Source organism: Nocardia sp. NPDC058633, from assembly GCF_042717045.1.
Classification (GTDB): domain Bacteria; phylum Actinomycetota; class Actinomycetes; order Mycobacteriales; family Mycobacteriaceae; genus Nocardia.
The window spans coordinates 164,105-176,634 of record NZ_JBHXRA010000011.1 but is presented as its reverse complement, the minus strand read 5'-3'; the positions used below and the strand labels follow the sequence as shown (position 1 = coordinate 176,634).

General features: G+C 69.4%; 13 protein-coding genes. 6 read left to right on the top strand and 7 right to left on the bottom strand.

What is annotated here, in order from left to right; genetic code table 11:
• Window positions 1-33 precede the first annotated feature (33 nt).
• Window positions 34-1,587, top strand: coding sequence for an ATP-binding protein (locus ACFWUR_RS16845; RefSeq protein ID WP_378907846.1), 1,554 nt, complete (start codon window positions 34-36; stop codon window positions 1,585-1,587).
• On the top strand, window positions 1,584-2,282 hold the full coding sequence (locus ACFWUR_RS16840) for a response regulator (RefSeq protein WP_378907844.1): 699 nt from the start codon (window positions 1,584-1,586) through the stop codon (window positions 2,280-2,282). The genes ACFWUR_RS16845 and ACFWUR_RS16840 overlap by 4 nt, the downstream gene beginning before the upstream one ends.
• Window positions 2,283-2,292: 10 nt before the next feature.
• Here the strand turns inward: ACFWUR_RS16840 and ACFWUR_RS16835 are convergent, their stop codons facing one another.
• The 3 genes from ACFWUR_RS16835 to ACFWUR_RS16825 all read right to left on the bottom strand — a co-directional run bounded on the left by ACFWUR_RS16835 (window position 2,293) and on the right by ACFWUR_RS16825 (window position 5,862).
• Window positions 2,293-3,621, bottom strand: a complete 1,329-nt coding sequence (locus ACFWUR_RS16835) for a cytochrome P450 (RefSeq protein ID WP_378907841.1) — start codon at window positions 3,619-3,621, stop codon at window positions 2,293-2,295.
• A 105-nt stretch (window positions 3,622-3,726) separates the two neighbouring features.
• Window positions 3,727-4,440 (bottom strand): TIGR03089 family protein, encoded by a 714-nt coding sequence (locus tag ACFWUR_RS16830; RefSeq protein WP_378907839.1) that lies wholly within the window; start codon window positions 4,438-4,440, stop codon window positions 3,727-3,729.
• 3 nt (window positions 4,441-4,443) lie between these two features.
• Window positions 4,444-5,862 (bottom strand): LCP family protein, encoded by a 1,419-nt coding sequence (locus ACFWUR_RS16825; protein WP_378908014.1) that lies wholly within the window; start codon window positions 5,860-5,862, stop codon window positions 4,444-4,446.
• Between the two features lie 225 nt (window positions 5,863-6,087).
• Between ACFWUR_RS16825 and rfbD the strand changes: the two genes are divergently transcribed.
• The 3 genes from rfbD (at window position 6,088) to ACFWUR_RS16810 (ending at window position 9,045) form a co-directional block, all read left to right on the top strand.
• Window positions 6,088-6,939, top strand: a complete 852-nt coding sequence (gene rfbD, locus ACFWUR_RS16820; RefSeq protein WP_378907836.1) for a dTDP-4-dehydrorhamnose reductase — start codon at window positions 6,088-6,090, stop codon at window positions 6,937-6,939.
• A gap of 11 nt (window positions 6,940-6,950) precedes the next feature.
• Window positions 6,951-7,853: a glycosyltransferase family 2 protein gene (locus ACFWUR_RS16815; protein ID WP_378907834.1), complete on the top strand. Its 903-nt coding sequence runs from the start codon at window positions 6,951-6,953 to the stop codon at window positions 7,851-7,853.
• Window positions 7,854-7,965: 112 nt separating this feature from the next.
• Window positions 7,966-9,045 carry a sugar phosphate nucleotidyltransferase gene (locus ACFWUR_RS16810; protein WP_378907831.1) on the top strand — a complete coding sequence of 360 codons (1,080 nt, stop codon included), beginning with the start codon at window positions 7,966-7,968 and terminating at the stop codon, window positions 9,043-9,045.
• A gap of 79 nt (window positions 9,046-9,124) precedes the next feature.
• On the opposite strand, the gene ACFWUR_RS16805 is transcribed toward ACFWUR_RS16810, so the two are convergent.
• The gene (locus ACFWUR_RS16805) at window positions 9,125-10,672 is read right to left on the bottom strand and encodes a carboxylesterase/lipase family protein (protein WP_378908013.1); all 1,548 of its coding nucleotides are present in this window, start codon (window positions 10,670-10,672) and stop codon (window positions 9,125-9,127) included.
• A 421-nt stretch (window positions 10,673-11,093) separates the two neighbouring features.
• Here ACFWUR_RS16805 and ACFWUR_RS16800 point away from each other — a divergent pair, with 421 nt between their 5' ends.
• Complete coding sequence (locus ACFWUR_RS16800) at window positions 11,094-11,315, top strand: zinc ribbon domain-containing protein (RefSeq protein ID WP_378907830.1); 222 nt, start codon at window positions 11,094-11,096, stop codon at window positions 11,313-11,315.
• 44 nt (window positions 11,316-11,359) lie between these two features.
• On the opposite strand, the gene ACFWUR_RS16795 is transcribed toward ACFWUR_RS16800, so the two are convergent.
• Genes ACFWUR_RS16795 through ACFWUR_RS16785 form a run of 3 tightly spaced genes read right to left on the bottom strand, consistent with a single transcriptional unit; the run spans window position 11,360 to window position 12,527 of the window.
• The gene (locus ACFWUR_RS16795; protein ID WP_378907828.1) at window positions 11,360-11,635 is read right to left on the bottom strand and encodes a SelT/SelW/SelH family protein; all 276 of its coding nucleotides are present in this window, start codon (window positions 11,633-11,635) and stop codon (window positions 11,360-11,362) included.
• A 19-nt stretch (window positions 11,636-11,654) separates the two neighbouring features.
• Complete coding sequence (locus ACFWUR_RS16790; RefSeq protein ID WP_378907825.1) at window positions 11,655-12,044, bottom strand: YchJ family protein; 390 nt, start codon at window positions 12,042-12,044, stop codon at window positions 11,655-11,657.
• A 57-nt stretch (window positions 12,045-12,101) separates the two neighbouring features.
• Window positions 12,102-12,527, bottom strand: a complete 426-nt coding sequence (locus ACFWUR_RS16785; protein WP_378907823.1) for a hypothetical protein — start codon at window positions 12,525-12,527, stop codon at window positions 12,102-12,104.
• Window positions 12,528-12,530: the final 3 nt, after the last annotated feature.

Genomic DNA, 12,530 nt, shown 5'->3' with positions numbered 1-12,530 from the left:
TAACGTTCGAGAAATCCAGGTCGGAGGCAAGAGGTGCGACGAGGACGACTGTCGCTCGCGGGACAGGCCTTCGTGTGGCAGCTGGTGGTGCTGGCGCTGCTGATCGCCGTCGGCACCATCCTGGCGGTGCTCGATGCCAGGCGAGACCATGATCTCGCGGCGGAAATGCAGGTCAGAGACGTCGCGGTGACGGTGGCACGCTCGCCGTCGACCCTGGCCGCGGTGAACTCGCCCTACCCGAGCGGGCTGCTGCAGCCGACCACCGAGCGGATCCGGGCGGCCACCGGCATGGACTTCATCGTCGTGATGGCTCCCGACCGCACCCGCTACACCCATACCAACCCCGATCTGATCGGCAAGCCGTTCGTCGGCAGCATCGACGGTGCGCTGGCGGGCCAGACTCTCACCGAAACCTTCACCGGGACCCTCGGCCCCTCGATCCGCGCGGTCACCCCGGTCTACGACAGCGGCCGGGTGGTGGCGCTGGTCTCGGCCGGCGTCACCCGGGCCAAGATCAGCACCCAGGTCACCTCCCAGCTGCCCCTGATCCTCGGGGTCGCCGCGATGGGTCTAGCCCTGGCCGCGCTGTCGTCGTTCCTGATCAGCCGCAGGTTGCGGCGCCAGACCCATGGCTTGGCCCCCGACGAACTGCGCGCGCTCTACGAGCACCACGACGCGGTCCTGCACTCCGTGCACGAGGGTCTGGTGGTGTTCGGCGACCAGGCCGAGGCCGCGGAGGTGGTCAACGATCAGGCGCGCACCCTGCTCGACCTGCCCGACGGTCCGGTGCACCGCAGCGACCTGCCCGTCTCGCTGCAACAGATGAGCGGGGGCGTGGTGCGCGACGAGACGCACGTGACCACCGACCGCATCCTGCTGGTCAATCAGGACCTGGTCAGCTGGGAGGGCAGCCAGATCGGCACCGTGCTCACCATCCGCGATCAGACCGAGCTGCGCGCGGTGCTCGGCGAGCTCGACTCGGTGCGCGGCTTCGCCGAATCGCTGCGCGCCCAGGCGCACGAGGCGGCCAACCGGCTGCACACCGTGGTCACCATGGTCGAGCTGGGTCGCCCCGACGAAGCGGTGGCCTTCGCCACCGCGGAATTGCAGCTCTCGCAAGTGTTGATCGACCGTTTGCTGGCCGCCGTCGGTGACGCGGCGCTGGCCGCGCTGCTGCTCGGCAAGGTCGACCAGGCCGCCGAGCGCGGGGTGAGCCTGGCCATCAGCGAGGACACCGCGCTGGACTCCACCGATCCGCTGTCTCCACACGAGACCGTCACCCTGGTCGGCAACCTGATCGACAACGCGATCGACGCGGCCGCGGGCACTGTGGACAAGCGCGTCGAGGTGTCGGTGTGCCATCGTGACGGTGCGCTGTGGGTTCAGGTATCCGACAGCGGGCCCGGTATGTCGGCCCAGATGTTCTCCCGTGCCGCCGAACGCGGCTACACCACCAAGTCCGACCACGCGGGCCTCGGCCTCGCTCTGGTGCACCGCCTCGTCGACCGACATCGCGGCACCATCACCACCACGGCCGCACCACACAGCGCGGTCATCGTTCGCATTCCGCTGAGGGAGAAGTCATGATCCGGGTCTTGATCGTCGAGGACGAGCCGCTGATCGCCCAGGCCCATCGGGCCTATCTCGAACGGCTCGACGGCTTCGTCACCGGTGGCGTGGTCCATACCGGACGCGATGCGCTGCGGGTAGCCGCCGAGGCGATCGCCGAGGGCAATCCGTTCCACCTGGTGCTGATGGATATCGGGCTGCCCGATATCAGTGGGCTCGATGTGGCGGCCGCGCTCAACGGGCTCCAGCCGCGTCCCGATGTCATCGCGATCACCTCGGCGCGCGAGCTGACCATGGTGCGCAACGCGGTGGCCCACGGCGTGGTGCTGTATCTGCTCAAGCCGTTCACCTTCGCCGCGTTCCGCGAAAAGCTGGAGCGCTACCGCGATTTCGATTCCGCGCTGCCCGCGGGCGAGGCGGCGTTGTCGCAGTACGACATCGACCGTGCCCTCGGCGCGCTGCGCACCGCCGACCAGAAGGCCGGTGCGCCGAAAGGCGTGGTGCAGCACACGCTGGAGGAGGTGTCGCGCGCGGTGCGCTCGACCGAGTCGGGCATCACCGCCACCGATGCCGCCGCGGCCGTCGGCGTTTCGCGCATCACGGCATGGCGGTATCTGGAGAAGCTCGCCGACGACGGATTGGCCGAGCGCCGAGCCGATTACGGTCGCGCCGGGCGCCCGAAGACCCGCTACCGCTGGCGCGCGGTCACCTGACCTCGCGGGTTCAGGCCGGTCGCGAGGCGCCTGCCAGATCGTCGGGCGCCGAGGCGCGCGCGACCGGGCCGAGGTCGACCGGCATGTGCTCGAAACCGTGCAGCGTGAACAGGTTTCGCCGTACCGGCGCGCCACGCAAACGCAGACTCGGGTAGCGGGTGTAGAGCGCGCGCAGGGCGTGTACCGCTTCCATCCTGGCCAGGCTCGCGCCGAGGCAGGAGTGCACGCCGCTGCTGAATGCCAGGTGCTCCTTGGCGTTGCGACGGTCGATGTCGAAGCGGTGCGGGTCGGGGAAGACCGCCGGGTCGCGGTTGGCTCCGGCCAGCGACAAGATGATCGTGCTGTCGGCCCGCACCCGGACGCCATCGAGCTCGACGTCGGCGAGCGTTTGGCGTGCGGTGGTCTGGACCGGCGGATCGAACCGCAGGGTCTCCTCCACCACGTCGGGCCAGCGTTCGGGGTCGGCCTGGGCGAGGGCGAGCTGGTCGGGATGGGCCGACAGCGCGGCCACCGCGTTGCCGATCAGATTGACCGTCGTCTCGAAACCGGCGCCCATCAGCAGGCTCGCGCCAGCCTGCAATTCCCGCAGACTCAGATCGCCCGAGCTCACCAAGGTGGACAGGATGTCCTCACCCGGTGCGCGACGCAGCGTGGCGATGTGGTCGGCCAGATAGTCGTTCATGGACTCGATCGCGGCCATCGCCGCCCGATACGACCGCCACGAGGTGCCGAGATCGAGCAACGGCGTCACCATGTCGCCCCACCGCAGGAACATCTCACGGTCGGCGGGCGGGAAGCCGAGCATGTCGGCGATGATCGCGATCGGCACCCTGGCCGCGAAGTCGGTGATCAGGTCCACCGATCCGTCCGCGGGCATCGCCTCGAGCAGTTCGGCGGTGACCACTTCCACCCGCTCGCGCAGCCGGGCGATGGCGCGCGGGGTGAACGCCGAGGCCACCGGCTTGCGCATCCTGGTGTGCTCAGGCGGGTCAAGGACCAGCATCGACGGCGGCTCGACCGGGTTGGGCGGCACCGTGACCCGGGCGGCGAGCTTGCGCCACGGAGCGGGCAGATCGGTGTTGAGGGCAGGCCGTACGCCGAATCTGGGGTCGCGCAGGATCGCTCGCACCTGCGCGTGATCGAACGTGGCGAACGACACCGACGTCTTGATCAAGCCGCCGCGACCGCGCAGTTCGTCGATCAGCGAATAGGGGTCGTGCAGGCCCTGCTGACCGTTGAGCAACGTCGCGAAAGGATCGCCGCGCCGCACCTGCCATCGCAAGATCGCCCGCGGCGCGCCGTGTTCGGCCGACCATCGAACCCAGTACTGCGCGATCATCGCCACCCCAACCGTCGAAGCCGGAAAACTTGCTTCCACAGTACGGACGGGCTGTGATGGGCGACACGTTCCAGGGGCGGACCCGGACCTATACCTGGGTAGGAGTCAGCGCCGGACGGTCACCTTCTCGGTGACGACCCGATGATCGAGCGCGCCCGGATCGGGGTTGGCGACCTGCACCAGCGACGCCCCGGCGAACAGCACCGCGACGAACCCGTCGATCACTTCCTCGGCTGTCTCCCACGGCGTACTCGACAACACCCGGTCACCGGCGGAGAACCCTTGTAGTGCGGCGGATCTGCGGGCCATCGCCAGTATTTCGTTCACCGGGAGCCCGTCGATCGCGGCCCGAAAACCACCGGGCAGGAACTGATCACCGTGCACTCGCACGGCGGTCGCGAAATCGGTGACTCCGACCGGCAGGTCACGCACCGGCGTGCCCATCGCGTCCAGCGACAGCACCGCCACCTCACCGACACCGTCGGCATCGTCGAGCCGATCCGGTGTCACCAGCGCGAGGTCGGCGTCGGGATCGGGGGCGAGCACCACTTCGGTTCCCGCCCACCAGCATCCGAGCAGCACCGCGGCGGTCTGCCAGTGCGCGGGCAACAGCACCGCGACCCTGGCACCGGGGGTGAGCGCGAATTCGTCGCGGATCAGGTTCGCGGTCTTGGCGGCCCAGTTGGCCAACGTCAGCCCGGACAGTTCGATCCGCGCGCCGGTGGCGTCGTCGTACCAGGTGACGCGCGGTCCGGCGGGATCACGTTCGAGAATCGGGTCGAGGAGGGCGTCGGTCAGGGTCGAGTTCGGCTCACGCATGGGTCAATTCACACATTTCGGTCCGTTCTGGCCTGCGTCGATCGGCGGGGCGGGCGGTATCGGTGTCGCGGTCGCCGAGGATGTCGCGTCGAGATCGAACATGCCTGCCGCGGCCGAGCCGGGACCAGAGTAGTCGCTCGCCAGCACCACGCTCACGGTATCCGCCGACACCGTCGGATCGGCGACCACCGTCAGGCCGCCGAGCGCCTCGGCGACGGCCGCCGCCTTCGGGTCGGCGGCGTCGGCGGCAAGCACCCGACTCGAGCTCACGCTGCCCCCGGTGAAGTTGCCGATCGTGCCTTCCTGGAAACCCTTGCCCGTCAGAGCCGCCGACACCTTGGCGGCGAGCCCGGTGGCCCCGCCCGCGTTGAGCACGCTCACCGTCACCGTCGAGGTGTCGATCTTCGGCGCGGTGTCTTCGTCTTGCTCGTCCTCACCCACGAGCCCGGCGACGAAACGCTGCACCGTCTTGGGGTCGACCTTGACCACCGACTCCCCGGCCGAGGTCATGCTGTTGAGATCGGAGACCGGGATGGTGTCGAATTCCACCTTGCCGCCGGACAGATCCTTGAGCTGCTGGAGGAAGGCCAGCACGTCCCAGTCCTCGTCGAGCACCACGGTGCGGCCGACCGCTTCGCTGATCTCGCTGAGCTTGCCGGGATTGGCCAGGATCTTGGCATTGAGCAACTGGCCGACCAGTTGCGCCATGAACACCTGCTGACGCACGATCCGGTCGATGTCGCCGCGTTCGAGATCATGTCGCTGACGCACGAAGCTCAGCGCCTCCTGACCGTCGAGACGCTGGCGCCCGGCCGGGAAGTCCGCGCCCGACATCGGTTCGTCCACCGCCTGGTTCAGGCACACCTCGACACCGCCCACCGAGTCGGTGAGCAGGACGAAGCCGAGCAGGCTCACCTCGGCGTAGTGGTCGACGGTGATACCGGTCAGATCGGCCACCGACTTGATGAGGGCCTGGCGGCCCGCCTTGGTCGACTCGCGTTCGGCGTCGGCCTCGGATTTGCCGTCGGCGAGCAGTTCGGCGCGTTCGGTCTCCTTGGTCGCGCCGTACGCGGAGTTGATCTTGGCCTTGCCCTGGCCGCCGACATCGACGTAGGAGTCGCGTGGGATGGAGATCGCGGTGGCCGAGCGGCCGTCGTTGGGGACACGGATCAGCACGATGGTGTCGGTATTGGTGCCCACCTCGTCGCCCGCGTGCAGCATGGCGCGTTCGGCGGTGGTGAGCGGGTTGCCGTGCGCGTCGGTGCGGCTGTCCACGCCGACGAGCAGGATGTCGACCGCCCCGTCACGATGACCGCCCAGACCGAGCCCACCGATCCGGTCGATATTGGCGATCAGGTTGTCGACACTGCGCCAGGCGAATCCGGTGAGCGCCAGCACCAGCACCGCAGAGATCGCCACCATCAGTTTGACCGGACCGAAGGTGCCCGGCGGCCCGCTGACCGGCCTTGTCGACTCTCGCACTCGTGCATCCTCTCGACGAACTCCGCGCCCGGACCGCTGCACCCCCGGCAAACACCGCCTTGTCGTTGGCCCGGGCTCGTCCACGGACACCAGCCCTCACAGGCTAACCAACAGTTACCACACTCGGGCCCAACCGCAGGTGCCCCGGCGTGCCAGACTGGCCGCGTGAACGCCGATTTCCGCGCCCCCGCTCACCTGATCGTAACCGGCGCACATGGTCTGCTGGGGCGACAAATCCTGCGCCTGGCCCCCACTGCGCACGGCTTCGGGCGGGCCGAACTCGACATCACCGACCGCGACGCCGTCGACGCCGTCCTCACACCCGGAGCCGTGGTGATCAACTGCGCGGCCTACACCGCGGTCGACGCCGCCGAAACCGACGCCGCGGCGGCCTTCGCCGCCAACGCGACCGGACCGGCCGTGCTCGCGGCCGCCTGCGTCGCGGCGGGTGCGCGGCTGATCCACGTCTCCACCGACTACGTCTTCCCCGGAACCGCGCGGAGGCCGTACGAACCCGGGGACCCCACCGGGCCGACCACGGTCTACGGACAGTCCAAGCTCGCCGGTGAGCAGGCGGTGCTCGCGCTGGGCGCGCACGTGGTGCGCACCGCCTGGGTGTACGCCGGTGTCGAGGGGGATTTCGTCGCGACCATGCGCAGATTGGAAGCCGAACGCGACACCGTCACCGTGGTCGACGACCAAGTCGGCTCCCCCACCAGCGCCGCCGATCTCGCCGCCGCGCTCCTGGAATCGAGCACCCGCCCCGACGTGCCCCGGGTGTTGCACGCCACCAATTCCGGCACCGCTACCTGGTTCGACCTCGCCGCGGCGGTTTTCACCGACCTGGGCGCCGACCCCGGCCGGGTGCGGCCGTGCGCGTCCTCCGAATTCCCCAGACCCGCACCGCGCCCGGCGTATTCGGTGTTGTCCCCGGCGGCCTGGAACGCGGCGGGCCTCACCCCGCTTCGCCCCTGGCGTATCGCACTCACCGACACACTGCGCCGGTTGTCCGACTAGGCTCCGCAGTCGTGAACGCAGCAATCCCCGCCGATTCTCCAGCCCCCGCCGGCCTTGCCGTGGTCACGGTGACCTATTCACCGGGTGAGCACCTCGAGCACTTCATCACCACCCTGGCCGACGCCACCAGCGAGAAGCCGCAGGTGATCCTGGCCGACAACGGCTCGACCGACGGCGTCCCCGAGCTCGTCGCCGAGGCGAACTCCCACGTCACGCTGCTGCGTACCGGCGGCAATATCGGCTACGGCGGCGCCATCAACCGGGCCGTCGCCGAGATCGACCCGTCGATCGAATTCGTCATCCTGGCCAACCCGGACATCCGCTGGGGCGTCGACTCCATCGACAAGATGCTCGAAGCCGCCGCGCGCTGGCCACGGGCGGGCGCGATCGGGCCGATGGTTCGCGAGCCCGACGGCAGCATCTACCCGTCCGCACGTCGGGTCCCCGGGCTCGCCGACGGTGCGGGCCACGCCGTTCTCGGCTCGGTCTGGCCGAAGAACCCCTGGTCGGTGCGCTACCGCCAGGAGAACGAGCAGATCTCCGAGCGGGTGGTCGGCTGGCTGTCGGGCTCGTGCCTGCTGGTGCGCCGCGCCGCGTTCGACACCATCGACGGTTTCGACTCGCGCTACTTCATGTACATGGAGGACGTGGACTTCGGTGACCGCATGGGCAAGGCGGGCTGGCACAATGTCTTCGTCCCGGACGCCGAGGTGACCCACGCCAAGGGTCACGCCGCGGGCAAGCATCCCGAGCTGATGCTGCCCGCCCACCACGCCAGCGCCTACCGCTTCCAGGCGGATCGGCATCCGCACTGGTGGCAGGCTCCGTTGCGGGGCGCGTTGCGGGCCGGACTTGCGGTTCGCTCCAAGATTGCGGTTCGATCGGCGCTGCGCGAGCAAGCGCGATCCGCCTGACTCGTCAGCGCCCGGAGGCGACAGCCTGTGTAACCACGTAGGGCGCCGAGGCAGGCAAAATAGACACCGGCGCCCGAGTGGGCGCTGTGCGACTGTGAACAGGGGAAACTCGATGGCAGGCAATGCAGGCACCGACGCGGTCATCCTCGTCGGCGGACAGGGCACGCGGCTGCGCCCGCTCACCCTCTCGGCGCCCAAGCCCATGCTGCCGACGGCCGGGCTGCCGTTCCTGACCCACCTGCTGGCCAGGATCGCCGAGGCCGGGATCACCCACGTGGTACTCGGCACGTCTTTCAAGGCCGAGGTTTTCGAAGAGCACTTCGGTGACGGCTCCGAGCTGGGCCTCGACCTCGAGTACGTGACCGAGACCGAGCCGCTCGGCACCGGCGGCGGTATCCGCAACGTGCTGCCCAAACTGCGCGCCGACAACGTGATGGTGTTCAACGGCGACGTGCTCGGCGGCACCGACCTCGGTGCGATCCTCGACACCCACGAGTCGACCAACGCCGACGTCACCCTGCATCTGGTCCGTGTCAGCGACCCGCGCGCCTTCGGCTGTGTGCCGACCGACGACAGCGGGCGCGTCACCGCGTTCCTGGAGAAGACCCAGGATCCGCCGACCGACCAGATCAACGCCGGTTGCTATGTGTTCCGTCGCGAATACATCGAGAAGATCCCCACGGGTCGCCCGGTCTCGGTGGAGCGCGAGGTCTTCCCCGCGCTCCTGGCCGAGGGTGCCCGCGTCCAGGGCCACGTCGACGCCTCCTACTGGCGCGATATGGGCACCCCCGAGGACTTCGTGCGTGGTTCCGCCGACCTGGTCCGCGGTATCGCCCCCTCCCCCGCTCTTCCCGGCCAGCGCGGCGAGTCCCTCGTCCATCCCGGCGCGGGTGTGGCACCGGGCGCGCTGCTCATCGGCGGGACCGTGGTCGGGCGCGGCGCCGAGATCGGTGCGGGCGCGCGCTTGGACGGTGCGGTGATCTTCGACGGCGCTGTCGTCGAGGCGGGCGCGACCGTCGAACGCTCCATCATCGGCTTCGGTGCCAGGATCGGCCCCCGCGCGTTGGTTCGCGACGGTGTGATCGGCGACGGCGCCCACGTCGGTGCCCGCTGCGAGCTCCTGCGTGGTGCGCGCGTGTGGCCGGGCGTGGTCATCCCCGACGGCGGCATCCGCTTCTCCACCGACGTCTGATACCCCGCGACGCCGGGTCCCGCCGATTTCTCGGCAGGGCCCGGCGGCGTGCTCTCCGGACCTGCTCGGCCTGTGGCTGCTAGCTGAAACCCACCGCTTGGTCGCCCCAGGCTGTGTGCAGGTCGGCGTCCGGGTTGTCGACCACGCGGTCGATGGTGTCGATGAGCAGGGTGGTGCGGGCGGTGGGCCGGTAGTTGGGCCAGTGCTTGGAGCCGTCGAGCGCGGCGGGGACGCTGTGTTCGGCGAAGGCCAGCCAGCGGCGTTGCATCCGCCCCGAGACCGCGACCGAGGCTTTGCGTCCGCCGAGCCAGAAGGTGGGGTCGTGGTTGAAGGTGCCGAAATTGCCGAAGACATACGGTAATTCGGTGGCATGCCCCGCACCGACCCTGGCCGCTTTCAACATCGGGGTCGCGTAGTCGAAGCGATAGTTCCAGGTCGGGGAATGCTGGGCGTGCCCCTCGGCGACCCAGGCGGCAGGCATCCGGAAGGCCGCGTCGGTCGACATCGCCAGTGCCCCACGGGTGGTGGCGAGATCGGGGTAGGCCGAGGTGATCTCGGCGATCCGCTCGTGCGACATCTCCGGATGCGACGCGGCGACGTCGCGCAGCATCGCGTTCACCGCGTCGGGCGTCACCGGCATGATCGGCGAGCGCAGCACCCGAAACAGCGACGCCTCATCACGATTGGTGCCGATCAACAGCGGCACCCGATGCGAGAGACCCTGCTGGAATTGGTCGATCGGATAGCCGGGCAACAGATCTCCGTCGACGACCGGCGCCGCGGCGAGCCTGCCCGGTTCCTTGATCGGTACCTCGTCCAGCAGCACCGCACCGATCTCGACGAGGCGTTCGATCGGCAACTCCAGCAACCGATTCGTCTCGCCCGGCCCGAGCTCGAGCAGTTCCAGATAGCGCTGCCCGACCACCGCGGCCCGCTCCTGCCCGAAAACCGTCGTGGCGGGCGGGCTCTGGGCGATCGCCTTGTGGAACAGTCCGGCCGCGGCCGGTGAGGTGAGCAGTGCGGTGACGCATCCCGCGCCCGAGGACTCACCGAAGAGGGTCACGTTGTCCGGGTCGCCGCCGAACGCGGCGATATTGTCGCGCACCCACGCGAGCGCGGCGATCTGATCGCGCAGGCCGAGGTTGGCGGTGAACTGCTCGCCGAACGAGGACAGGTCGAGGAAGCCGAGCACCCCGAGTCGATAGTTCACCGAGACGACCACCACGTCGCCCGCCTCGGCCAGCTTGCGCCCGTCGTAGATGGTCTGGGCGGCGGTGCCGAGGCAGTAGGCGCCGCCGTGCAACCAGACCATCACCGGGCGCGGTTCGTCGTCGCTCGGCTCGGGCCGCGGCGACCAGACATTGACCCACAGGCAGTCCTCGCCCATCTGCAGGTCGGAACCCACCGGCACCATCGCACCCATGGCCTGCGGTGCGATATCGCCGAAGACCACACAGTCGCGTACCCCGTCCCAGGGCTTCGGCGGCTCCGGGGCGACGAACCGAGCCGGTCCGGCGGGTGCGGCGGCATAGGGAATGCTGCGCCACACCGCCACCGGTCCGTCCCAGGTTCCGCGCACCACTCCGTACTCGGTGCCCGCCAGTGGGTCGGCCTCGTGCGTCCGCATGTCGTGGTCGAGATCGGGCTGAATGCTCATCGCACACCTCCTAGCCGGCGCGACCGGGCGGGTGCCTGTGCATTTGCTCCCGCTGGCCGCAGCACCTGGTGACTTCTAACGAGAGTACGTGCGCACCGCCCGTACACGCGCCCTACGCGCCATTTCCGCAGGTAACAGTTACTCCGCGGTACAGAAGGAAGCGGCGTTTCGTCGCCCGCGACGGGAGGAAGTGGGCCGATCAGGTCGAATTTCGGCCCCGCCGCGGCGACCGACGCCGGCGTGCCGCTGTCCGGCGGACAACGCTTCGTTTCGGTTAGCCAGAAATGTGCTGAGCGAGGCCGGGCCGAAGCGTCCGCCCGCATCCCGAGGGCGCTACGACGATATTCCGACAGGCAATCCGTCGGGCGTCGGCGCTGCCTACACTGTGTCGATGCCGAACTACAGCTTCCGGTGTCGTTCCTGCGGCGACACGTTCGACGTCAACCGGCCGATGGCGCAGTCCTCGGACCCCGCCACGTGCCCCGTCGGCCACGATGACACCGTCAAACTGCTCACCACCTTCGCGGCGGTGGGACGCGGCTCGGCTCCGACACCCGCGCCCGCGCCACGTCCGGCGGGGGGCGGTTGCTGTGGTGGTGGCGGCTGCTGCTGACCGCATCGACGAGACGGCGCGCGGCCACGGCTCCCGTTGCGACGTCAGTCGCGGCGGTCGGCGTGGCCCAAGTCGCGGTCGGGCGCGATCCGGTCGCGCACCCGCTGCTTGAGCACCGCGATATCGGGAAAACCCCCGTCCGCCTTGCGTTCCCAAAGCTGTTCACCGTCGAGGGTGATCCGGAAGATCCCGCCCTCGCCCGGCACCAGCGCCACCTCACCGAGTTCGGTGGCGAACGTGGTGAGCAGTTCCTGCGCCATCCAGCTCGCCCGGAGCAGCCAGCGGCATTGGGTGCAGTACTCGATCGCGATACGGGGCACGTGAGCAGTATCCCCCGTCTCAGGCCTGGAACGTCCCGTCGAGGTAGACCCACGCGCCGTCGACCCGCACGAAGGTACTGATCTCGTGCATCGCGTCACGCGTGCCGTCGAGCTTGTAGTGGGCGATGAACTCGACCGTGCCGTTGTCGTCGAACGGCCCACCACGCTGTGTCCCGACGATCTCGAGAAACAGCCACCGCTGATCCCGGTCGAGCTCGAGCTCGGCGGGGCGCGTACTGGGATGCCAGGAGCGCAGCAGATAGTCCACCTCGCCGACGACGTAGGCCGTGTAGCGAGACCGCATCAGCGTCTCCGCGGTCGGCGCGGCCTTCTCCCCCGCGAGAATCGGCCCGCAGCACGCGTCGAACGGCTCACCACGACGACACGGACACGGTCTCACTTCACCCATGCCCCCATCCTGCCGGACCCGCCCGCCCTCCCCGCACCCCAGATCCGTCGGCGTCGCTCACCCGAACGGCTGGTGCGCGAGGGGAGCCAGCGCCAACACCCGCGCCAGCTCGGCGGTCTGATCCCGCCACCGCCGCAGGTCGGTGACACTCGGCGCCATCTCGTAGTCCAGATGATGCGCCGCCCGGGACAGCGCCGCCCACAACGCGCCGACCTGCCCCGCTGTCTCCGCCCCCGCGTACACCCGCAACGCCAGCAGCTGAGCCCGCATCGGACACCGCATCAACTCCGGCGCCACCTGCGCCCACAATTGATCCACGGCCTGTTCGAGCGCCAGCCGCAGGATCCACGCCACCGCCCGCGACCAGACGCCACCGGCATCCGACACCGACCCGTCCAACAGGTTCTCGGCCGCGTGCAACCGCTGCGCCACCGAAGGCCGCGGGCTGAACTTCGCGCGAGCGGGCCTGCCACGGCGATTCACGAC

What these genes read in the sequence shown, in the direction of transcription:
- ACFWUR_RS16840 (WP_378907844.1), top strand. Translation starts at nt 1,584, where the DNA reads ATGATCCGGGTCTTGATCGTCGAGGACGAGCCGCTGATCGCCCAGGCC.
- ACFWUR_RS16835 (WP_378907841.1), bottom strand. Translation starts at nt 3,621, where the DNA reads ATGATCGCGCAGTACTGGGTTCGATGGTCGGCCGAACACGGCGCGCCG.
- ACFWUR_RS16830 (WP_378907839.1), bottom strand. Translation starts at nt 4,440, where the DNA reads ATGCGTGAGCCGAACTCGACCCTGACCGACGCCCTCCTCGACCCGATT.
- ACFWUR_RS16825 (WP_378908014.1), bottom strand. Translation starts at nt 5,862, where the DNA reads ATGGTGGCGATCTCTGCGGTGCTGGTGCTGGCGCTCACCGGATTCGCC.
- ACFWUR_RS16810 (WP_378907831.1), top strand. Translation starts at nt 7,966, where the DNA reads ATGGCAGGCAATGCAGGCACCGACGCGGTCATCCTCGTCGGCGGACAG.
- ACFWUR_RS16805 (WP_378908013.1), bottom strand. Translation starts at nt 10,672, where the DNA reads ATGCGGACGCACGAGGCCGACCCACTGGCGGGCACCGAGTACGGAGTG.
- ACFWUR_RS16800 (WP_378907830.1), top strand. Translation starts at nt 11,094, where the DNA reads ATGCCGAACTACAGCTTCCGGTGTCGTTCCTGCGGCGACACGTTCGAC.
- ACFWUR_RS16790 (WP_378907825.1), bottom strand. Translation starts at nt 12,044, where the DNA reads ATGGGTGAAGTGAGACCGTGTCCGTGTCGTCGTGGTGAGCCGTTCGAC.